Source organism: Cytobacillus sp. BC1816, from assembly GCF_051353635.1.
Taxonomy (GTDB): Bacteria; Bacillota; Bacilli; order Bacillales; family Cytobacillaceae; genus Cytobacillus; species Cytobacillus oceanisediminis_C.
The window spans coordinates 4,054,643-4,076,768 of the sequence record NZ_CP195611.1; the positions used below are offsets into that span (position 1 = coordinate 4,054,643).

21 protein-coding genes are annotated in these 22,126 nt (G+C 41.9%); 1 reads left to right on the forward strand and 20 read right to left on the reverse strand.

All coding sequences use genetic code 11. The annotated features are described in order from the left end of the window. Positions 1 to 235: 235 nt before the first annotated feature. The 11 genes from ACR42H_RS20690 to rpsU form a co-directional block, all read right to left on the reverse strand. Positions 236 to 628 (reverse strand): diacylglycerol kinase family protein, encoded by a 393-nt coding sequence (locus ACR42H_RS20690; RefSeq protein ID WP_436372997.1) that lies wholly within the window; start codon positions 626 to 628, stop codon positions 236 to 238. After that, positions 606 to 1,076, reverse strand: a complete 471-nt coding sequence (gene ybeY / locus ACR42H_RS20695) for an rRNA maturation RNase YbeY (protein WP_113882797.1) — start codon at positions 1,074 to 1,076, stop codon at positions 606 to 608. Before ybeY ends, ACR42H_RS20690 begins: the two co-directional genes overlap by 23 nt. Then, a complete protein-coding gene (locus tag ACR42H_RS20700) occupies positions 1,073 to 3,265 on the reverse strand; it encodes an HD family phosphohydrolase (protein ID WP_436373000.1) in 2,193 nt (730 codons plus the stop codon). Before ACR42H_RS20700 ends, ybeY begins: the two co-directional genes overlap by 4 nt. Before the next feature lie 244 nt (positions 3,266 to 3,509). Then, positions 3,510 to 4,472 (reverse strand): PhoH family protein, encoded by a 963-nt coding sequence (locus tag ACR42H_RS20705; RefSeq protein WP_009333002.1) that lies wholly within the window; start codon positions 4,470 to 4,472, stop codon positions 3,510 to 3,512. Then, complete coding sequence (gene yqfD / locus ACR42H_RS20710; RefSeq protein ID WP_113882795.1) at positions 4,469 to 5,662, reverse strand: sporulation protein YqfD; 1,194 nt, start codon at positions 5,660 to 5,662, stop codon at positions 4,469 to 4,471. The genes ACR42H_RS20705 and yqfD overlap by 4 nt, the downstream gene beginning before the upstream one ends. Before the next feature lie 18 nt (positions 5,663 to 5,680). Further along, entirely contained in the window at positions 5,681 to 5,971 is a 291-nt protein-coding gene (yqfC, locus tag ACR42H_RS20715) for a sporulation protein YqfC (protein ID WP_009333004.1), read from the reverse strand. A gap of 247 nt (positions 5,972 to 6,218) precedes the next feature. Beyond that, the gene (locus tag ACR42H_RS20720) at positions 6,219 to 6,692 is read right to left on the reverse strand and encodes a hypothetical protein (RefSeq protein WP_113882794.1); all 474 of its coding nucleotides are present in this window, start codon (positions 6,690 to 6,692) and stop codon (positions 6,219 to 6,221) included. A gap of 34 nt (positions 6,693 to 6,726) precedes the next feature. Further along, complete coding sequence (gene floA / locus ACR42H_RS20725; RefSeq protein WP_009333006.1) at positions 6,727 to 7,725, reverse strand: flotillin-like protein FloA; 999 nt, start codon at positions 7,723 to 7,725, stop codon at positions 6,727 to 6,729. A gap of 20 nt (positions 7,726 to 7,745) precedes the next feature. After that, positions 7,746 to 9,077 carry an NfeD family protein gene (locus ACR42H_RS20730; RefSeq protein ID WP_436373006.1) on the reverse strand — a complete coding sequence of 444 codons (1,332 nt, stop codon included), beginning with the start codon at positions 9,075 to 9,077 and terminating at the stop codon, positions 7,746 to 7,748. Positions 9,078 to 9,329: 252 nt separating this feature from the next. Further along, positions 9,330 to 9,773, reverse strand: coding sequence for a GatB/YqeY domain-containing protein (locus tag ACR42H_RS20735; protein ID WP_113882792.1), 444 nt, complete (start codon positions 9,771 to 9,773; stop codon positions 9,330 to 9,332). Between the two features lie 15 nt (positions 9,774 to 9,788). Continuing rightward, positions 9,789 to 9,962, reverse strand: a complete 174-nt coding sequence (rpsU, locus tag ACR42H_RS20740) for a 30S ribosomal protein S21 (RefSeq protein ID WP_009333009.1) — start codon at positions 9,960 to 9,962, stop codon at positions 9,789 to 9,791. A gap of 236 nt (positions 9,963 to 10,198) precedes the next feature. On the opposite strand from rpsU, the gene ACR42H_RS20745 reads away from it, so the two are divergent. Further along, entirely contained in the window at positions 10,199 to 11,119 is a 921-nt protein-coding gene (locus ACR42H_RS20745; protein WP_436373009.1) for a Na/Pi symporter, read from the forward strand. A 132-nt stretch (positions 11,120 to 11,251) separates the two neighbouring features. Here the strand turns inward: ACR42H_RS20745 and deoC are convergent, their stop codons facing one another. The 9 genes from deoC to hemW all read right to left on the reverse strand — a co-directional run bounded on the left by deoC (position 11,252) and on the right by hemW (position 21,759). Further along, on the reverse strand, positions 11,252 to 11,923 hold the full coding sequence (gene deoC / locus ACR42H_RS20750) for a deoxyribose-phosphate aldolase (protein WP_436373012.1): 672 nt from the start codon (positions 11,921 to 11,923) through the stop codon (positions 11,252 to 11,254). A gap of 443 nt (positions 11,924 to 12,366) precedes the next feature. Then, positions 12,367 to 13,719: a tRNA (N(6)-L-threonylcarbamoyladenosine(37)-C(2))-methylthiotransferase MtaB gene (gene mtaB / locus ACR42H_RS20755; RefSeq protein ID WP_436373014.1), complete on the reverse strand. Its 1,353-nt coding sequence runs from the start codon at positions 13,717 to 13,719 to the stop codon at positions 12,367 to 12,369. Between the two features lie 6 nt (positions 13,720 to 13,725). After that, positions 13,726 to 14,475 carry a 16S rRNA (uracil(1498)-N(3))-methyltransferase gene (locus ACR42H_RS20760; protein WP_436373017.1) on the reverse strand — a complete coding sequence of 250 codons (750 nt, stop codon included), beginning with the start codon at positions 14,473 to 14,475 and terminating at the stop codon, positions 13,726 to 13,728. 82 nt (positions 14,476 to 14,557) lie between these two features. Beyond that, positions 14,558 to 15,496 carry a 50S ribosomal protein L11 methyltransferase gene (prmA, locus tag ACR42H_RS20765; RefSeq protein WP_436373020.1) on the reverse strand — a complete coding sequence of 313 codons (939 nt, stop codon included), beginning with the start codon at positions 15,494 to 15,496 and terminating at the stop codon, positions 14,558 to 14,560. A gap of 20 nt (positions 15,497 to 15,516) precedes the next feature. Next, the gene (gene dnaJ / locus ACR42H_RS20770) at positions 15,517 to 16,635 is read right to left on the reverse strand and encodes a molecular chaperone DnaJ (protein WP_113882787.1); all 1,119 of its coding nucleotides are present in this window, start codon (positions 16,633 to 16,635) and stop codon (positions 15,517 to 15,519) included. 274 nt (positions 16,636 to 16,909) lie between these two features. Then, complete coding sequence (gene dnaK, locus ACR42H_RS20775; protein ID WP_436373024.1) at positions 16,910 to 18,739, reverse strand: molecular chaperone DnaK; 1,830 nt, start codon at positions 18,737 to 18,739, stop codon at positions 16,910 to 16,912. Positions 18,740 to 18,764: 25 nt separating this feature from the next. Further along, positions 18,765 to 19,376: a nucleotide exchange factor GrpE gene (grpE, locus tag ACR42H_RS20780; RefSeq protein ID WP_113882785.1), complete on the reverse strand. Its 612-nt coding sequence runs from the start codon at positions 19,374 to 19,376 to the stop codon at positions 18,765 to 18,767. Between the two features lie 95 nt (positions 19,377 to 19,471). Then, positions 19,472 to 20,503: a heat-inducible transcriptional repressor HrcA gene (gene hrcA / locus ACR42H_RS20785; protein ID WP_113882784.1), complete on the reverse strand. Its 1,032-nt coding sequence runs from the start codon at positions 20,501 to 20,503 to the stop codon at positions 19,472 to 19,474. A 122-nt stretch (positions 20,504 to 20,625) separates the two neighbouring features. Further along, positions 20,626 to 21,759, reverse strand: a complete 1,134-nt coding sequence (gene hemW / locus ACR42H_RS20790; RefSeq protein ID WP_436373028.1) for a radical SAM family heme chaperone HemW — start codon at positions 21,757 to 21,759, stop codon at positions 20,626 to 20,628. Between the last annotated feature and the right edge of the window lie 367 nt (positions 21,760 to 22,126).

Sequence of the window (22,126 nt, forward strand, 5' to 3'; positions counted from 1 at the left end):
AAAATTGAATTTTCTAAAAATATATAGGCTGATTTAATTTTGAACCAGGCCATTGTTATAAAATGAGATTCCACAACATCTCCTCAGCATGCAATATTAACTGCTGTTCTGTCATTTTAGCGGATTCAGTGAGTGTTTTCAAATCCATGCTCTATATTTTTTTCAGCATAATTCAGACTTTGCTGTGTATATAGCAATACCAAAAAGCAAAGCTGCCCATCCGGACAGCTTCACATTACTGCGAAAATATGAGAATTTTAGGAAGAAATATAACTCCGCCTATAATTACACTTACAATTGCATACACCAGTACTGCTCCGGCAGCAATATCCTTTGCTTGCTTTGCAAGGGGATGATACTCTTCTGTAGCCAGATCCACAACCCTTTCAATGGCTGTGTTCAGCAGTTCGAGTGAGAGCATGCCCCCGATGGCCAGGAGAATGATCATCCATTCAAGCCTGGAAATGCCAATGAATACCCCAAACATAATAACAGCTATCGACACTGCCAAATGGATCTGCAGATTCCTTTCATCCAATACTGCTGCCCTAATGCCGGAAAAAGCAAACGCAAAGGATTTTAGGACACTGTGTTTTCGGACCTTTCTATCTTGTGAGCCCGAATTCATCTAATATATCCTTTTGGCGGGAAAACATTTTTTTCTCATCTTCTGGATTTTCATGATCATATCCAAGAAGATGAAGGAAGCCATGGACCGCCAAAAAACCAAGCTCCCTTATAAAAGAGTGACCGTACTCCTCCGCCTGCTCCTTCGCCTTTGCAACTGAGATAATGATATCCCCCAGGACTCTCGGCATATCGGCACCAATCAGCTCGATTTCCCCTTCACCCAACTCTTCCATTGCAAAAGAAATAACATCTGTCGGCCGATCTTTATCCCGATACTCCCTGTTGATTTCGCGGATGCGTTCATTGGTCACAAATGTGATGGATACTTCGCTTTCCGGCTCCACAGATTCTTTAGAGGCAGCAAAATTAATTAGCTCTTCAATTTTGGCTATAGCATTTTCCTGAAGCTCATTTGTTTCGTCCAAAAAATCAATATTTAAATTCATGCCTGTTTCACCTTCTGTTTTGTCATTTCAGGATACTCGATACGTGAATGGAAAATCCCGTTTAACGTTTCGCAGAACGAGTGTGAAACGGTTTCCAGCTCTTTTAAGGTTAAATCACATTCATTCAGCTGTCCATCCTGAAGTCTGTCTGCGATTATCTTTTTGACCAGTTCCTCTATTTGTTCTGTTGTAGGATGCGCCATTGAACGGACTGCAGCTTCCACACTATCAGCAATCCCAATTACTGCCGACTCTTTTGATTGCGGTTTTGGTCCCGGATAGCGATAGTCCTCTTCCTTTACTTCCAGTCCATTCTGTTTTGCTTTGTAGTAAAAATATTTCAGCAATGTTGTTCCATGATGCTGTTCGGCAATATCCACTATCTCCTTCGGCATCTTATGTTTCCTCAGCATTTCAGCACCATCGGCAGCATGGGCTATAATAATATTCTTGCTGGTCTGCGGAGGGAGGCGGTCATGCGGATTTTCAATATTAACCTGATTCTCGATAAAAAACTGCGGCCGCTTTGTTTTACCGATATCGTGATAATAGCATCCCACCCTTGCCAGAAGGCCATTCGCCCCAATAGCTTCACACGCTGACTCGGAAAGATTGGCAACCATTACACTATGATGGTAAGTTCCGGGAGACTCGGTCAGTATCTTTCTCAGCAGAGGATGATTAGGATTAGAGAGTTCTATCAGCCTCATAGTAGACAAAATTCCAAAACCTGCCTCGAAATACGGCAGCAGGCCAATTGCCAGCACAGCAGACGAAATGCCTGAAATCAGAGCGATAACAAAGTAAAAGCCATATTCAATCGTATCATAGTGGCCGTTTCTTAAGAAAAGCATTGAAAAGATAACAAGGATGTTTACTGCGGATACAAATAAACCAGCCTGCAAGATTTTGGAGCGGCGATTCTGCTTGCTCAAAAACAATATGGCAGCCAAGCCGCTGCAGAGGATGTAAATGGCTGATGTAAGCTGAAATGTACCCGTGACGCCTTCATTAAAAATTACACTTCCTGCAATAGCCATAATGATCGTATAGTACATGGCAAGCTTTTCATCAATTAGTATTTTGATCAGCATAGCTCCCATGGCTGCAGGGTAAATGTATCCTATTTCTGAATAATCAGCATATTGGAACAGACTGATGACCTTCATCAGCAATATGGATAAGATAAAAATAAGGCTAAACAGCAATAGATAACTTTGCTTTAATTCGCGCTGCACGTTCATTTCATGGAAATAATAATATAGGGCCGATAAGACAATGACGATTATCAGCGATAGCCCGATAAAAGGCTGAATCGAATTAACGCTGTCAAGGAGTCCTACAAGTTCCAGCTGCCTGTAAATGTCCCGGCTGATCAGCTGATTTTCTTCAACGATTATCTGTCCCTGCAGGATTTTAACCGGCTCGACACTCTCAACAGTCTGCTGCCGTAATTCTTCCGTGGCAGCAGGATCATAAAATTGATTTTGATATATAGCATAACGTCCCAGTTCTATTGCAGCTTTTTTCAAATCTGAATTCAAGCTGGTGAACTTCAGTTCTTCTTCAACCCGTTTTTTCGCGTTCTCCACCTGTTCAGCCGGAATTTCATTATTCATAATTTTATTGATGGCCGTTACCGTAAGGTCTTTTGCAATGCTCAGCTCTCCCTCCTTTGCCTTCAGCAAAGAAAGGAAAACCCCATCTGATACCTCACGTGTTACGTCATCAGTGAGCTTCTCCTTAACCATAGCCAATTTATCTTCAGGACTGGCTCCTGCAGGGTCTGGTGCCTCAACATCTTTATCGGCCTCATTCTGAGCATCTTTCTTTTTCTCTTCAATCTCTTCTTTTACTTCATCGTTCACTTCCGATACGGATCCGAAAATGGAGGTTACCAGGTCAACTCTGTTTTGTGCAATCTCTTTTTTTACAACGTAAATATCCTTAACGTTATTTTCTGCTTCTTTTCTCTTTCTTTCTGTGCTAGCTTTATCCTCTACTGTTATTGGTGACCTTATAGTCTGTTCAGCAACAGAGAACAGACTTAAATCCAGCTTTTCAGGCTTAACATTACTATACATGGAAAAATACATAACAATCCCCAAGAGAATAAATAAGAGAACACGAAAAAAGGTCATATTAAGCAAATTTCTGATTGTTGTCATACTCTGCTGAAGGTTTGGCACATTTACCCCTCCTGTCCTGGGTAAAAAAAATTCCAAAAAACTTTAAAAAGCATTCCAGTATTAATATGTAAAATCATAACAGCTTTGCTGAGAGTTTTCACCAAGAAAAAGGCCTATCTATTAACAGGTTACCTAAACATTTCGTTAATAGCAAATAATTCCATGATAATTCCTGCTGTCATTCATACCAGTAAAATTTTTTACTCAACGAAAAAACCGCCAAAGCAGGCGGTTTAACGGGTCATTAGTTATCTTCTTTTTCGTATGCCTGGATAATCCTGGCCACAAGCGGGTGCCGCACAACATCACTTTGTTCCAAATGAACGAAGGATAGCCCGCTTACACCCTTTAGTATATCTTCAGCCACTATCAGGCCCGATTTTACTCCTTTAGGAAGATCAACTTGTGTTCTGTCTCCAGTAATAATCATTTTTGAGCCGAAGCCAAGCCGGGTTAGAAACATCTTCATTTGGGCTTGAGTTGTATTTTGCGCTTCATCCAGAATGACAAAGGCATCATCTAAAGTTCTTCCGCGCATGTACGCAAGCGGTGCAATTTCAATTGTGCCTCTTTCAATCATTCTTTGTGTATGCTCTGCACCCAATATATCATGCAAAGCATCATACAATGGCCTTAAGTAAGGATCGACTTTTTCCTTCAGATCCCCCGGCAGAAAACCAAGGCTCTCGCCTGCTTCGACTGCAGGACGGGTAAGGATAATCCTTTTCACATTCCCATTTTTCAATGCATTAACAGCCATAACAACAGCCAAATATGTTTTGCCCGTTCCTGCTGGACCTATGCCAAAAACCAGATCATTCCCGCGGATTGCATGAATGTATTGACGCTGGCCTAATGTCTTAACACGAATGGATTTACCTTTTGCATTTTTTGTGATTTCTTCTTCATATAAATCACTGAAATACTCAAGTGTACCCTTATGAGCCATTTGAAGAGCATACATAACGTCTCTCTGGCTTATATTTATTCCTTTCCGGATTACATAAAGCAGTTTATCCAGAACCTTTCCAACGAGTTCTACCTTGTCCATTTCTCCAGACACATAAACAGATTCTCCCCTGGTTACAATGGAAACATTCAATTCTTGCTCAATAACTTTTAGGTTTGCATCCGAATTCCCCAATAGGGCAATTGCTTCGTTTGGGTCTTCTAGCTGCAGGTTCATTGTTTTCAAGTCTTCTGTCATTCCGAATCTCCTTGAATAATTGGTTGTCCTTCTGCAATATTCTCAATAATTTGGAAATGTATTGCTATAGTTACTTTACCATTGTCAATTGATTGGTGCAAAACTTTTTCTCCCATAACTTTAGCATTTTCATCTAAGCTGCTTTTTATTTTTTTTCTTGCCAAGTCTTTTGCAGCTTCAAATCCCTCTTTATTGGAATAGATCCTTGTGACTTGCTCCCTTTCACGGAACGTTTTATTCACATATGAAATAGGAAGCTCCCATTTCAGGAATTTTACTCTTTGTTCCTTCTCCTCTAGTTCATACTCTTCAAACTCCAGGCTCCCAAACCCCCATATTGGGATCTCAAGATTTCCAATCGTAAGTGCATGCTTGACTTTTTCATTGCCGCTGAATACTTTAAAAGTGCTCTTAAGCGGAAGAATGACTTCAGATTTATACCATGTTTCCCCGAAAATCTCCCCCTTCGAAGGAACAGTCTCTGTTTGGCCCTCTTTCCCGATTATCCCTGAGACCAAAAGCTGCCCTGGCTGAACATGATCGTGTATATCAACGACTGGACGCCCTTCTTCAACAAACATATCTACAATGACTGCTTTCTTCTTTGCTACCAAATGGCGCGGACTTAAATACTCAGGCTTCTTAGGCTCATTTTTCTCTACGACCTGCAAATGGTAGGTTGTCCCTTTTAACTCCACACCTACCCAAGTAATTGCTTCAATATTGTTTGAAAGTTTACGCTGAATAGACTCCACGTTATCGACAAAGAACTGCAGCTTTCCTTTTTTTACCCCCATCTTGTCCAATTCTTTGATAATCTGATATTCAGTTGCAGGATTTGCACCCTTAATCTCTATTCCCCAAACCATATTGGATAAAAGGAGAATGACTGCAAAAAATGCGAGGGCACCAGCAGCAAATCCGCTGTTTTTCAGCAGCCTTTTCATAAGGAATGGAGCTCCTGCCCGCTGCAGGAACTCGATTCTGCAATCGCTGTTCCTGGCGTGGCTCCTTATTTTTTTTACATCTTCCAATTTCATTTTGAAGGTGACTGATTGCGTTCCATGGTTTTTCACATTCCAGATATTGATTTCGCTGCGGGTAAGCGCATTAATAAACCTTTCTATTCCCTTCCCGCTTGCTTTAACTGTTACAAGGCCCCTGTAAAATTCGATCCACTGGTTCTTCATTTCCTTCCCCCTGAATTCTTAATCAGTGTCTGAAATATAAGTTACTGAGTCAATTTTCCCCTCCAGCAGTATTTCTTCTGGCAGTATCGTTTTTATGACGAAGGCCTTCCCTCTAATTAAAAGCTGCCCCTGCTTCAAAAGCAGTCTTAATTCCTTATCTGAAAAAGCCAATAATCCCCTGTGGTTCTCTATATAGATATGGATTTGTCCAATCATTGTGATGCGGGGCAGATCCATCATGACATCTTGAGGAAGCTCCATATTTTTAGTCATCCAGCCGCGGACGAATTGTCCCCACTTTTTTGCCATAAAAAAAGAACCCCCTTTCATCTCATATTTATGAAATGAACGGAGGTTCTAGCACTTATTTTTGATAAGAATAGAATGTATCAATTCTGAAGTTAGATAACTGTCCGCTCCACAAGGAACGCTTCGACAGCAAATTCATCGCACGACCGAAAGCGGCAGCTTTTGGGATGCGCGCCATGCAGACGTTGCCACAGGACGTGGCGATCTTAGTCTGCGTTTCTTCGTGGGCAAGGCGCTTCCGCTTTTCTTATTGTCTCCTGTTCAGGGATCGGTGAGGATTTTTTGATCTTGGAGGCCCAAGAATTTCAGACAAGATAATTCCGTCAACAAGCGACTGTTTCCTAAGCTCAAAACTTCCTGCTCCTGATGGTTCCTTTGGCTGCTCTGCGTTTGTATTGGAAGCTGTTTTCGCTAATGTACTTGCTTTTCTTTCGACAGCTCTCCGCTGATTCTGAAGAGCCTTCATGCTTTCTTCAGCCTGCTGTTTACGCTGCCTGTATTCTTCTTCTATTCTTCTGGCTTTCTCTGCCTGCTGCCTGTATTCTTCTTTTAGCGTTACGGGCAAAGCTGAATCTGCCGAAGTTCTTTCTGCCTGCTGCTCCTGCTGTAGTGAACGGGGAGTCTGTTTAACAGGCTTTTCCTTCTTCTTTTTTTTGAAGAAGGAGGAAATGAAAGCTATTAAGGCAATGAGAATAAAAGGATTCTCCAATAAGAATTCCAAGAGAGTTTCCTCCCTTCTCCCAATATGGGATCATTTAGTCATTTTTGCGGCCATTTTTGCCGTCATCACTCATATTGCCGATTGAGTCCCTCATTTCGGTATCAGCTGAGATGTTTTGGATATTCATATAATCCATTACACCAATATTTCCAGAACGGAGTGCTTCTGACATGGCAAGCGGCACCTGAGCCTCTGCTTCCACAACCTTCGCTCGCATTTCTTCAACGCGGGCTTTCATTTCCTGTTCTTGTGCTACTGCCATTGCACGTCTTTCTTCCGCTTTAGCCTGGGCAATCTTCTTATCTGCTTCAGCCTGTTCAGTCTGAAGTTCCGCACCAATGTTTTTGCCGATATCCACATCTGCAATATCAATCGAAAGGATTTCAAAAGCAGTGCCTGCGTCCAGACCTTTTGAGAGAACCGTCTGAGAAATCATATCTGGATTTTCCAAAACCTTTTTATGATTATCAGATGAACCGATTGTAGATACGATCCCTTCCCCGACACGCGCTACGATCGTCTCCTCTCCGGCTCCCCCAACAAGACGGTCAATATTGGCTCTTACAGTAATTCTGGCCTTAGCTTTTACCTCAATGCCATCCATCGCCACCCCTGCAATAAAAGGTGTTTCAATTACTTTAGGGTTAACGCTCATCTGCACTGCTTCCAAAACATCCCGGCCTGCCAAATCAATTGCGGCACTTCTCTCAAAACTTAAATCGATATTTGCACGATGGGCTGCAATCAATGCATTCACAACCCTGTCAACATTACCACCGGCTAAATAATGGCTTTCCAGCTGGTTTGTTGATACATTAAGCCCTGCTTTGTGGGCCTTAATTAACGGGTTAATAACACGGCTGGGGATAACCCGGCGTAGCCTCATTCCAATTAATGTAAAGATACTGACTCTGACACCTGCTGCCAATGCTGAAATCCACAGCATTACCGGTACAAAGGTGAATAATATCCCAAGTAAAATGACACCAAGTACCACGGCAACCAGAACAAATACTGTCCCTGCTTCTAACATATTCCTACCTCCTGATGATTTTATTTATCTAAATCAAGATTAGATACTTCCCTTACAACAATACGTGAGCCTTCTGCTTTAACAACTTTTATTTTTGCCCCTTTAAGGATAAAGCCTCCCTCACTGACAACGTCAATCCGTTCATCCCCGATGACACCTGTACCAGATGGCCTTAGTGCTGTAAGTGCATACCCCTCAAGGCCAATCAGTTCAATTCTGCTCTTATTTGAGATATAGCCTTTTTCTGTATTTGTGCTATCGGTTAATATTATTTTTTTAAAGAATTTCATCTTTTTACCAAACACCTTTATCATTAATATAGATGCCAATATTGAAACTCCCATAGCAATTAAGATAGACATTCCCATATGGGCTGGATTGTCCGCTGCCAGGAACAGGCTGCCCAATACTGCTGCTATTCCAGCTATTCCTGCAATTCCACCAGGAAGGAAAAACTCAGCTATTATTAAACCTATGCCAATTACAAACAGAATTAAAGTTTCATATCCTGCCAGACCGGCCACCATATGGCCATAAAAGAAAAGGAGCAGTGCCGACAATCCCATGAACCCAGGGATGCCGAAGCCCGGTGAATACAGCTCCAGAACAAGTCCGAGGCTTCCGATGGATAATAGAATTGGTATAACGACTGGATGGGTAATAAAACGGGCCACCTTTTCTGCAAAACTTTCATCAATTGTCTGTATTTCAGCTCCCTCAAACCCGAGCACTTTCAGTAATTTCGCCCTTGAATCTACTGTGCCTTCCGAATACCCTACCTCTTTAGCCTGTTCAGCTGTAAGGGTAAGAAGCTTTCCTTTCGGCGCCCCCAAATCTGGCATATCCACCGACTCATCTGCCATAGCAAGGGCATAAACAGGATCTCTGTCCGTTTGTGAGGCAGCACTCTGCATAGCCGCAAACCAGTATGATTCCGCTTTTTTCCCAGCCGTATTCCCCTGCTGGTCAATAATTGCAGCTGAACCCATTATTGAACCCGGGACCATGTATATTTCATCCGTATTCAAGGCTATATAGGCACCTGCAGATAAGGCCTGCTTATTGACAAAAGATATTGTTTTTACATTTGTCGAGGTTAACAGCCTTCCGATTTGCCCGGCTGCATCCACTGCGCCTCCGGGTGTATTTATTTCAAATATAATGGCTGAGGCGTTTTCTTCTTCAGCTGTTTGGACCGCTCTGTTTAAAAATGCATAAAGCCCTTTTTCCACAGTTTCTTCAATAGGAACAATCAGTACTTTTTCATTATCAGCTTTTCCTTGAAAAGGGCTTCCTAAAAGCAGCAGAGCAAAGAACAATGAAAAGGCGGTTATTGCTCTTCTGGCAATCAAATTTTTCCCCCCTTTAACCGTAAAATTGATTCTACATGTATGTACGATTCAATCATTAAAAAGTTTCATTTTTTATTTTTCCCTATGATTAGTATTTACAAAGCGGCTGTATTATTAGTATAACCTAGAAATGAACGTAAATCATTCCAGCAGTAATTAAGTCTTTATAGCCTTAAGGGTATGCATAAATTAAGAGACCGCAAAATAAAAAAGACCGTCAGCCAATGGCTTTCGGTCTTTTAATGCATAGTTTTATGAAAGGTGTTGTTGTACAAGTTTATTTACAAGTGAACCATCTGCTTTGCCTTTTACCTTAGGCATAATAGCAGCCATCACTTTTCCCATATCAGCTTTTGATGAAGCACCAGTTTCAGCAACCGTTTCTGCAACAATTTTTGAAACTTCATCTTCAGAGAGCTGTTTTGGCATATATAATTCGACATACTGAAGTTCAGTACGAATTTTTTCAACAAGATCTTCACGACCTGCTTTTTCAAATTCATGGAGGGAATCCTTGCGTTGTTTAACTTCGCGAGAAAGGACAGTCAGCTCCTGTTCTTCGTTAAGATCTTCACCAAGCTTGATTGCCTCGTTTTGAAGCGAAGCTTTAATCATACGAATGACAGTAAGCTTTTCTTTTTCTTTATTCCTCATCGCTTGTTTCATATCTTCATTTAAACGCTCGAGAAGACTCATTACATACACCCTCTCTTACCACTTACGCTTTCTAGCAGCCTCAGACTTTTTCTTACGTTTAATACTAGGTTTTTCGTAGAATTCGCGCTTTCTTGCTTCCTGCAAAGTACCAGTTTTTGATACTGAACGTTTGAAGCGACGAAGAGCATCTTCAAGCGATTCGTTTTTACGAACGACGGTTTTAGACATTCTCTTTCCCTCCCTCCGAGCACAACACACTTACATCAACAACATGGTTTATTCCATGTACCTTGCAATTATAATATAACAGCTTATCAAGGTCAACAGTAATTAGCCTGCTATGAGATTAGTTTTTATTTGATTGTGATTGTTTAATACCCCTTTCATGACATATTAAACAATATTTGACACTTAAGCATGTCCCAGCATTCTGTCCCATAGTATTAATTGTAGGGGGTGAATACTTGGTCCAGCTGTTATTATTTTTTCTGCTAATCGGGTTATTTATTTATGGTATGACACTTTTAAGGTCAGGTCTATTTAATTTATCTGCCGATTCATTAAAAAAATGGCTGGCAGTGATGACAAATTCACCCTGGAAAGGCCTGGTTATTGGCACAATCGTCACCGCTGTCCTGCAGAGCAGCTCAGCGGTAATGATTATTACAATTGGAATGGTATCTGCACGCATGCTTACTTTCCCCCAGACAATCGGCATCATTTTAGGAACCAACATCGGGACAACATTTACGACAGAATTAATCACTTTTAATATAGAATCTTATATTATTCCGCTTGCTGCTGCCGGAAGCATCCTGGCTGTATTGAAGAAAAACAGCATGCGAAGCACAGGTCTGGCATTGCTGGGTTTATCAGCGGTTTTTGCGGCAATGCGCGGGTTTGAATATCTGGCCGGTTCAGTTAAAGATAATAATATGGTCAATCACTGGCTTCTTACCTTGGATGGGAATTATATGTTCGCAGTAGCGGCTGGAATTGTCCTTACTGCGATTATCCAATCAAGCACCGCAACAACTGGCATTATCATGGGGTTTTTAACTGCAGGAGCAATGGATTTAGATACCGGGATTGCCATAATGCTTGGGTCTAATATCGGAACATGCGTAGACGCTTATTTAGCATCGATCGGTTCCGGAAAAGAAGCAAGGCTGACTGCATTTGCCCATATCTGGCTGAACTGCCTAGGTGTCGCAGCCTTTTATCCTTTTATTCACGCTCTTGCTGTTCTTGGACAAAGTGCATCCGGTTCCCCGGATGTGCAGCTTGCACACATCAGTGTTTTGTTTAATGTAATATCTTCACTGGTTGTTCTTCCAGTTGCAAATCAGTTTGGAAGGTTTGTCATCAGGCTTCATGACCGATAGAAACAATAAAAAAATGCCGGGAAATCCCGGCATTTTACAACAAGTATATTACTTTGAATTCCGATAACTGTTTAGCTCCAGGCACCGCCGGCCCGAGGTCATAAGCCGATAAACGGGCGCCTTCAGCTTTTCTTAGTAATCCGAATCGCTTGTTAAACCGTGGACAATAGCAGCGCCAGAGCTTGCCCCAATTCTCGTTGCACCTGCATCAATCATTTTCTGTGCATCTTCAGCGCTTCTTACACCGCCTGAAGCTTTAACACCGATTTCCGGGCCGACAGTTTTTCTCATGAGGGCGATGTCTTCTGCAGTTGCTCCGCCTGTTGAAAATCCTGTAGATGTTTTAACAAAGTCAGCACCTGCTTTTACAGAAAGTTCACATGCCCGAACTTTTTCTTCTTCAGTAAGAAGGCAAGTTTCGATAATAACCTTTGTTAATGCTTTTCCTTTGGCAGCATCCACAACCGCACGGATATCTCTTTCCACTAGCTCATTGTCTCCGCCTTTTAAAGCGCCAATGTTAATTACCATATCTACTTCTGTTGCACCGTTTTCGATAGCATTATTTGTTTCAAATGCTTTTGTTTCTGGTGTGGAAGCTCCCAGAGGGAAGCCGATTACCGTGCAGACTTTCACTTCAGTCCCGTTAAGCAAGTCGCTTGAAAGTTTGACCCATGTCGGGTTTACACAAACTGACGCGAAATTGTATTCTTTAGCCTCGGCACAGATTTTTTCAATTTGATCTTTTGTTGCATCGGCTTTAAGTAATGTATGATCGATCATTTTTGCTACGTTATTTGTCATTTTAACTACTCCTTTTAAAAAACAGTTGTACGTACCTCTTACATAATATCACTTAGATAATAAAATATCGAGCACTATTTATGCTTTTTGTAATCGTTTTCGAAAGTAGTTTTTCCCAAAAGATATTAATAAATTTATCAAAGGCTTTTTTCGCATAGATTGTTGTTTTGCTTATGAATCCAGCCTGTTGATTTCAGCAAGGGGCTCTTGCTTTCCGCAGGAAGGAACAAAGAAGCCTCCTCGGCTTCGCCTGCGGGGTCTGCAGGACATTGATTAAGCTTCCTGGAATGAACACCGCACGAAGGAAATGCGTCAGCATTTTCGAGAATCAAGTGCCCACAGCGAAGATCACTCAGTAAATAAACTAAGTTATTAAAAAGCAATTAACCTCCAATTCACAATAACAACTGTATAAAAAAAGGAACTACCATAAGGTAATTCCTTTAAACTGCCGCCTCTTTTGTTTCGCTCAATTCATCAAGAACTCTTACAAATTGACCTTCATTGTATGGATATCCAGCTTTTGTAATTTTTACTTTCACAATCTGGCCGACCATTGCTTCTGCCGCCGGGAAGACGACTTTCAAGTAATTGTCAGTGTAGCCGACAAATAAACTGCTGTCACTGCTTTCCTTAAAGCTTTCCTCTGGAATCACTTCAAGAACTTCGTCTTCATACTGAGATGCGTATTCTTTTGCAAGCTGATCTGATAATGCTATCAGGCGATGGACACGCTCATTTTTAACTTCTTCATCAATCTGGTCGTCCATTCTCGCTGCAGGTGTTCCTGTACGCTTTGAATAAGGAAATACATGAAGCTCGGAAAATTTATGTTCTTTAATAAAGTTGTAGGTTTCCATAAATTCTTCTTCTGTTTCTCCCGGGAAGCCAACGATAACATCTGAGGTAACAGCCAAACCCGGGAGAGCTTCCTTCAAGCGCTCAAGACGCTCAGCAAAGAACTCCATGGTATATTTGCGGCGCATTCTCTTAAGGACAGTATTTGAGCCAGACTGAAGAGGAATGTGCAAGTGCCTTACAACTACCTTGGACTGATCCATAACTTCAATAACTTCATCGGTAATCTGACTGGCTTCAATTGAAGAAATTCTTAAACGTTTAAGACCTTTGACCTGAGCTTCCAGATCCCTAAGAAGCATAGCCAGATTATAATCTTTCATGTCTTCGCCATAACCGCCTGTATGGATTCCAGTCAGAACGATTTCTTTATAGCCGGCATCAACCAGCTGCTGCGCCTGGCGGATTACTTCTTTTGGGTCCCTGGATCTCATTAAACCGCGCGCCCAGGGGATAATGCAGAAAGTGCAGAAGTTATTGCAGCCTTCCTGAATTTTAAGGGAAGCACGTGTCCGATCGGTAAATGCCGGAACATCAAGCTCTTCGTAGACACGGTTCTTCATGATGTTTCCAACACCATTAATCGGCTGCCGTTCTTGTTTATACTGCTCGATATATTCAAGCATCTTTACTCGATCTTGGGTGCCAACAACAATATCCACACCAGGAATCGCCATAATTTCGGCAGGTGAGGTTTGTGCATAACAGCCCGTTACACAGATAACCGCATCAGGATTTTTCCTGATTGCCCTTCTGATTACCTGGCGGCTTTTCTTATCACCAGTATTTGTAACCGTACATGTGTTAATCACATATACATCTGAAACGGATTCAAAGTCTGTCCGTTCATAGCCAGCTTCTTTGAACAGCTGCCAAATGGCTTCTGTTTCGTAATGATTGACTTTGCAGCCAAGTGTATGAAATGCAACTGCAGGCATCTAATTTCACCCCATTAATTCAAAATGATAGGAAACAGCTGACAGCAAATAGAGAGGTGCTGTCTCTGTTCTTAAAATACGCGGCCCCAATCCGCAGGAAAGAAAGCCTGCTTCCTGCAGCAATGAAACTTCATTGTCAGAAAGCCCGCCTTCAGGTCCGAATACAACCATAAGCGATTGTCCTTTATTCATAGAAGTAAGGGTTTTATAGAGCACAGAGTCCTCTCCCTGCTTCGCTTCTTCCTCAAAGGCAATCAATTTATATGAATAATCTCCAGATAAATTCAGCAATGACTTCAAATCAAGAGGTGCAAACACTTCAGGCACCATGGTCCTGTGTGACTGTTCAGCAGCTTCTTTAGCAATCTTCTGCCATCTCTCTGCTTTTTTCACAGATTTCTTCGCATCCCATTTTACTACTGAACGGGCTGAAGTAAAAGGGATAAAACGGTGTGCTCCCAGCTCAGTGCCTTTTTGAATGATCCACTCAAGCTTATCCCCTTTAGGCAGTCCGCTCACAATCGTAATATTGGCAGGCAGTTCAGAAGACCCTTCAATCCATTGTACAACTTCTGCAGCCACATGTTCATCGGTAATTTCTGCAATTGAGCAAAGTGCACTATTTTGGGATTGATCGACACAGATAAGCTGGTCGCCTTCTTTCATGCGCATTACTTTTACAATATGATGGCGGTCTTCCCCTTTAATTAGAAAGACATTTTCCTTTATAGCATTCTCTGTGAAATACCGCTGCACAACCTGCACCCTCTTTCTTGCCTGTCCAGTATTCTTCCAACTGTAAAAGGGGGGTAAGTGCATTACCCCCTTTTTCACATTATTACTTTCTCCTTGCCAAAATAGCAACCCAATCTTCCATTTGAATGGTTTCTTCAACTTCAAATCCTGCTGCGGAAATAGCATCTCTTACTTCCTGTTTCTTCTGCTGGATAATGCCTGAAGCGATAAAGTACCCGCCTTCCTTGACAACAGATGCAACATCATCAGTAAATCTGAGAATCACTTCTGCCAGGATGTTGGCAACGACCACATCAGCCCCCTGACTGACACCATCGAGCAGGTTTCCTTGTGAAACTTCAACTATATCCTGCACTTTATTCAGCTTAATATTTAGTTTAGCTGAGTTAACTGCTACTTCATCAAGATCAAGTGCTTTCACTTGCTCAGCACCAAGCATAGCTGCTGCAATGCTTAAAACTCCCGATCCTGTTCCTACATCTACAACTTTATCACCCTGTTTTACTGTTCTTTCGAGTGCTTGTATACACATCACCGTTGTAGGGTGTGTTCCCGTTCCAAAGGCCATTCCAGGGTCAAGCTCTATGATAAGTTCATCACTGCTGACAGGTGTGTAATCCTCCCAGGTTGGGACAATTGTAAAACGTTCTGAAATTTTTACAGGATTATAGTATTTTTTCCAGGCAGTAGCCCATTCTTCTTCATTTACTTCACTAATGTTGACTTTATTTGCCCCAATGTCAATGTTAAATAATATCAGGTTATTGATGGCTTCTTTTATTTCATCGACTGTTTCACCAAGAAAACTGTTTACTGGCAGATACGCTTTTACAATTACGCCTTCTTCAGGATAATCCTGCGGATTGAGCTGGTAGATTTCACCGAATTGGTCCTTTCTTTCTTTTACAAGTTCTAAAGGATCCTCTATTACAACTCCGCTTGCTCCGGCTTCATGCAAAATATTCGAAATCGGTTCAACAGCTTCATTTGCAGTATGAATACTGATTTCTGACCATTTCACTACTACCAACTCCCATTCCTTTATTCACCTTTAAAGGCTCGTTTTACTTTAGAAAAAAAGCTTTCTTCCTGTTCTCCCTGAGGAACTGTTCCACTGACTTCAGCAAATTCGCTTAAAATCTGCTTCTGTTTTTCTGTCAGCTTTGTTGGTGTAATAATACGGACAATTATATGCTGATCCCCTGTGCCGTATCCTCTTACATTTGGAACACCTTTTCCTTTTAGGCGGAATTTGGTTCCTGTCTGTGTGCCGGCAGGAACTTTTAGTTTTACTTTCCCATGCAATGTAGGCACTTCGATCTCATCGCCAAGGGCAGCCTGCACAAACGTTATAGGCATCTCACAATATACATCATCTCCATCACGCTCAAAGAACTCATGTGAACGAACATGGAATACGACATAAAGATCGCCAGGAGGGCCTCCATTTACACCTGGTTCCCCTTGACCAGCCACTCGAAGCTGCTGGCCATCATCAATGCCGGCAGGAATTTTCACATGTATCTTCCTGCGTTTTTGTACTTTACCTGTTCCTCGGCAAGTAGTGCACTTCTCCTTGATTTCTTTGCCGGTACCGTTACAGTAGTGACAAACCCTTCTATTTACTATCTTGCCAAATGGCGTATTTTGTTCTACATTCAGCTGACCAGATCCGTGACAGTGACGGCATGTTTCCGGCTTAGTTCCTGGCTTCGCGCCTGATCCGCTGCATGTCTCACACACCTCTTCACGCGGAATTTCAATATCAGTCTCTTTGCCAAATACTGCTTCCTCAAAAGATAAGGACATAGTGTACTGCAAGTCTGCACCCTGTCTTGGGGCATTAGGATCACGCCGGCGGGAGCCTCCTCCGAAGAAGGTGCTGAAGATGTCTTCAAATCCGCCGAACCCTTCAAATCCGCCTCCGCCAAAGCCCTGGTTAGGGTCCGTATGCCCGAATTGATCATAGTGGGCCTTTTTCTGGTCGTCGCTGAGGACTTCATATGCTTCTTTAACTTCCTTGAACTTCTCGTCTGCATCAGGCTCTTTATTAATATCAGGATGATATTTTTTTGAAAGCTTTCGATAAGCCTTCTTAATTTCATCCTTGGATGCACCTTTGCTGATTCCAAGAACTTCATAGTAATCCCTTTTACTCATGATTACCACTCCCCGATTCATTTCACATAAAGGTTATTGTATCATTCTCTAAATATATCCCGCAACCGCAATACACACTTCTAATACAGAGAATTATTCATTGGCATTTGCCTCTTCCCCAAAGAAAGGACCCCGTTCCACTCATAGGGCAAGGGGCATTTTTAATGGATTGCTTCAAACAGAAATAAAAGCCAAAGCCAAGAAAAACCTGACTTTGACTTTTGATTTGCACCTGTGACTGGCGTGTAGATCACACCATCATTTAATTGATGAATTATTTATCGTCTTTAACTTCTTCGAACTCAGCATCTACGACATTATCGTCGTCACTTTTGCTTTCAGCGCCTTCTGCGCCTTCTGCACCCTGTGCAGCTTGAGCCTGCTCATAAAGTTTCATGGTTAACGCCTGGACAACCTCCTGTAAAGCATCTTTCTTCTCACGGATTTCATCCAAATCATTCTTTTCAATTGCAGCCTTTAGGGCATCTTTAGCTTCATTTGCTTTGTTCACTTCAGCTTCATCCACTTTGCCTTCAAGATCTTTTAGAGTCTTTTCAGTAGTGAATACCAGCTGATCCGCTTCATTGCGTAGTTCAACTTCTTCTTTACGCTTCTTATCTGCTTCAGCATTATCTTCAGCTTCTCTTACCATTTTTTCGATTTCTTCATCAGATAAGCCTGTTGATGATTTAATCGTAATGGCCTGCTCTTTATTTGTGCCCAAGTCTTTAGCGCGTACGTTTACGATACCATTTTTGTCGATATCGAAAGATACTTCGATTTGAGGCACTCCACGAGGAGCAGGAGGAATATCGCCTAGCTGGAAGCGGCCCAGTGTTTTATTATCTGCAGCCATCGGGCGTTCCCCTTGAAGCACATGGATATCAACAGCTGACTGGTTATCAGCAGCAGTTGAGAACACTTGGGATTTTGATGTTGGGATGGTTGTATTGCGTTCAATCAGCTTAGTGAACACTCCGCCCATTGTTTCTATTCCAAGAGACAAAGGAGTTACGTCCAGCAGGACAACATCCTTAACGTCACCTGTTATTACACCACCCTGAATGGCTGCACCCATTGCAACAACTTCATCAGGGTTAACTCCTCTATGCGGTTCTTTTCCTGTTTCTTTCTTAATTGCTTCCTGTACGGCAGGAATACGAGTTGAACCGCCGACAAGGATAACTTTATCAAGTTCTGAAGGAGTCAATCCAGCATCCTTTAACGCCTGGCGTGTAGGTCCCATTGTGCGTTCTACAAGGTCAGCAGACAGTTCTTCAAATTTAGCTCTTGAAAGTGTAACTTCAAGGTGTAATGGTCCTGCTTCCCCAGCCGTGATAAACGGAAGCGAGATTTGCGTTGAAGTCACACCTGAAAGATCTTTTTTCGCTTTTTCAGCGGCATCCTTTAAACGCTGAAGAGCCATCTTATCTTTGGCAAGATCAATGCCATTCTCTTTTTTGAATTGATCAACCAGGTAGTCAATAATTACTTGGTCAAAATCGTCCCCGCCAAGACGGTTATCCCCGGCAGTGGATTTTACTTCGAATACTCCATCGCCAAGTTCAAGGATAGACACGTCAAAAGTACCGCCGCCAAGGTCATAAACAAGAATTGTCTGGTCTTCATCCATTTTATCAAGACCATATGCCAACGCTGCAGCAGTAGGTTCATTGATGATTCGTTCAACTTCCAGGCCGGCAATTCTGCCTGCATCTTTTGTAGCCTGACGCTCAGCATCGTTGAAATATGCCGGAACTGTGATTACTGCTTTAGTAACATTCTCGCCAAGATAGTCTTCTGCATAAGATTTCAAATATTGAAGAATAATAGCAGAAACCTCTTGAGGCGAGTATTCTTTTCCTTCAATTTCAGTTTTATGATCCGTGCCCATGTGGCGTTTAATGGATATGATGGTGTTCGGGTTTGTAATAGACTGGCGCTTTGCTACCTCTCCAACCTGGCGCTCGCCGTTCTTAAACGCAACAACTGAAGGTGTTGTACGGTTGCCTTCCGGATTTGGAATTACTTTTGGTTCGCCGCCTTCAAGGACAGCGACACATGAGTTTGTTGTACCTAAATCGATTCCGATAATTTTGCTCATGTTCTTTACCTCCCCAAATATGTAGTTATTGATTTACTTTAACCATTGATGGACGAATGACTCTATCCTTTAACTTATAGCCTTTTTGAAATTCTTCGACCACGATATTGGAATCAAAATTCTCATCTTCCACCTGCATCACAGCCTGGTGTAAATGAGGATCGAATTCTTTCCCAACTGCTTCAATCTGTTCTGCGCCTTCTTTTTTAATAGCCTCCAGCAAGCTGCGGTAAACCATTTCCATCCCTTGAAGGATAGATTTAGCCTGTTCATTTTCAGCTTCCATCTGAAGAGCTCTCTCAAAATTGTCAATCGCAGGCAGCAAATCGGAGATTAAGCTCTGTGCTCTATATTTTTCAGACGCTTCAAGGTCAAGCCTTGCACGGCGCCGGGAATTTTCAAAATCAGCCTGAAGGCGGTAGATGCGATTTTCTTCTTCTTCCAGCTTGCCTTCCAGTTCAGCTATTTTCGCTTTCGCTGCTGTAAGCTCTCCATCAGTGCTTCCCTTATCAGTATCGGCTTCTGCTTCTGCCTCCGCAAATACCTCTTCAATAGGAGCCTCATTTCCGGTTCCTTCAGGTTCGTTGGTTTGTTCATTTAATTCTTGGTTTAGTGTGCCTTTCTCTTCTGCCAACATGTTCACCTCCCTTAAAGAATGGATGTTTCTTCGAAATAAAAACCATAAGGAAAGGAGTGGAAAGGTTTTTCCACCCTTAATCAATATCTCCACCATCATCTGTTTTGATACAATTTAGATAAAACAGCTGATAGGTCTGCACTGATATAGTTCAATAAGCTTATGACTCTTGAATATTCCATTCTTGTCGGCCCCAGAATGGCAATGGTACCGAGCTGTTCGGTGCCAATCGAATAGCTTGCTGTTATCAGACTGCAGTTTTCCATTGCTGAATTATTGTTTTCCCGTCCGATTTTTATATTGATCCCTGACTTGTTTTTACGGATTAAATCATATATGCCTTCTTCCTGCTCGATCATATTCATGAGGTTTTTAACTTTTTCTATATCATGAAACTCGGGCTGGCTGAGCATATTTGTTTTCCCGCCGAAGAAAAGCTTATCATAGGCTGGTATCTTGATTGTATCGGCAATTGAATTCAGCATTAAATCATAATTATTGATATGATGCCTTAAAAGAACGGCAACCTCTTTATATAGCTTATTGTTCAGACTTTCCAATGGTGCACCGGCAAGCCGGTCATTAAGGATATTGACAACCTTCTCCAAATCACTGGCATCAATGTTTTCCGGCAAGTGGAACATCCTGTTCTCCACATGGCCTGTATCTGTGACAATAATTGCTATTGCTGTTTCTTTATTCAACGGAACGATCTGAATTTTCTTCAGCTTGTTATCCCTTACTGCAGGCCCGAGGACAATGGATGTATAATTTGTCAGCTCAGATAGAATTTTTGCCGATCTTTGAACGATTTTCTCAAGCTCATAGATTCTTTCCGCAAAGATCGATTGCACTTTGTGGATATCATACTGATTTAATTTTTGCGGGGATAAAAGGTGATCCACGTAGTAGCGATACCCTTTTTCAGATGGAATCCTCCCCGATGAGGTGTGTGTTTTTTCAATAAACCCAAGTTCCTCTAAATCAGCCATCTCATTTCTGATCGTTGCGGAACTAAAAGAAATTTCTTCTTTTTTCGACAAGGTTCTCGACCCGACAGGCTGTGCAGTTTGAATAAAATCATCAACAATTACTTGAAAAATTAATAATTGACGATCTGTTAACACAGTTATCACCTCTGTTAGCACTCTTTGTTACCGAGTGCTAATTCTACTAATAAATTATCAAATCAAACGTGCAGTGTCAATAATTTGGCTTTCTTTTTTCCCGACGCAATACCTATGCCTGATTACCCTATAAAGGACTGGAATACTTCATTTCCAAGGAAACGTCCTCGCCTTGTCAATTTAATATGCTCTTCCCCTGCAACAATTAATTCTTTTTCGGTATGCTGTTTAATTTGGACTTCAAACAGCTCCAGCGGATCTTTGCCAAATCTCTCTTTAAAGCGACTTATTGAGACACCTTCCGTTTTTCTTAGTCCAAGAAACATTTCCTCTTCCATCTGTTCTTCCAAGGGCACTTTATGCTCTTCCAGGATCGGAAGCTGGCCGTTTTCAATAGGCTCCATATATTTTTTCAGGGGTCCGTGGTTTGAACGGCGAAGTCCTTTTACATAGCCGTGTGCGCCAGCCCCAAAGCCATAGTACCATTTATTATCCCAATAAGTGATGTTATGCCTGCTCTCATAGCCAGGTTTTGCAAAATTGCTGATTTCATATTGCGCAAAGCCGTGTTTGTCCATTTCTTCCATTAATAATTCATACATCTCAGCTTCCACATCTTCACCAGGAGTCGGCAGTTTTCCTTTCCTTATCAGATTATAGAATACCGTTTTGGGTTCAATGATCAGTGAATAGCCGGAATAATGGGCAATATCCAGTGTAAATGATGTTTCGAGTGTATCTTTAAAATCCTGAAGTGTCTGGCCTGGAAGACTATATATAAGATCGATACTGATGTTATCGAAACCGACTTTTTTTGCAGCTTCAATTGATTGAAAAACGTCTCTTGCTCTATGTGACCTTCCAATTCTTTTTAAGAGTTCATCGTTAAAGGTCTGAACGCCAAAGCTGAGCCGATTGACTCCAGCATCATGCAATATTTGAAGTTTTTCCTCAGAGAGATCTCCTGGGTTAGCTTCGAATGTATATTCTGTGAACGAGTCATAGGGAAGCTGCCTTTTGATGATGCCGCAAAGCTTTTCCAGCTGTTTCTCGTTCAGCGCAGTTGGCGTGCCGCCTCCTACAAAGATAGAATCAAGGCGGGATGCAGGTACTTCTTTCAAAGCAAGATCCATCTCTATGTCAAGAGAGTCCAGATATTCTCCAACTGGCTGGTTCTTCAAGAACACTTTATTAAAATCACAGTAATGACAGATATGTTCACAAAATGGGATGTGTATATAAGCTGCTTTTATCATTTATTTCACTACTTTCATCATTCAATCGCTCTCCAATTAATTTATATAGCTTTTTGAATTTTACCCGTTGATTTCCGCCGGCAGGCACTCATGCTTTCCCACACGGCTGCCGAAGCTCCTCGACGCTCTGCGTCTGCGGGGTCTCCCCTGGTACGCTACTCCCGCAGGACAATGAATAAGCTTCCTTGAATCAACACCGAAAGCAGAAAATGCGGCAGCATTTTCGAGGATTTCGCGCCTTCTGCTCCAATCAACTCAATGGTTTAACTCATTTAGCCACTAGAAAGCAACAAATTTTAAAACACATTCAATTAAAAAGAGGTTAGTGCTGTTATTATTATGACAGCATATCTAACCTCTTAAAACA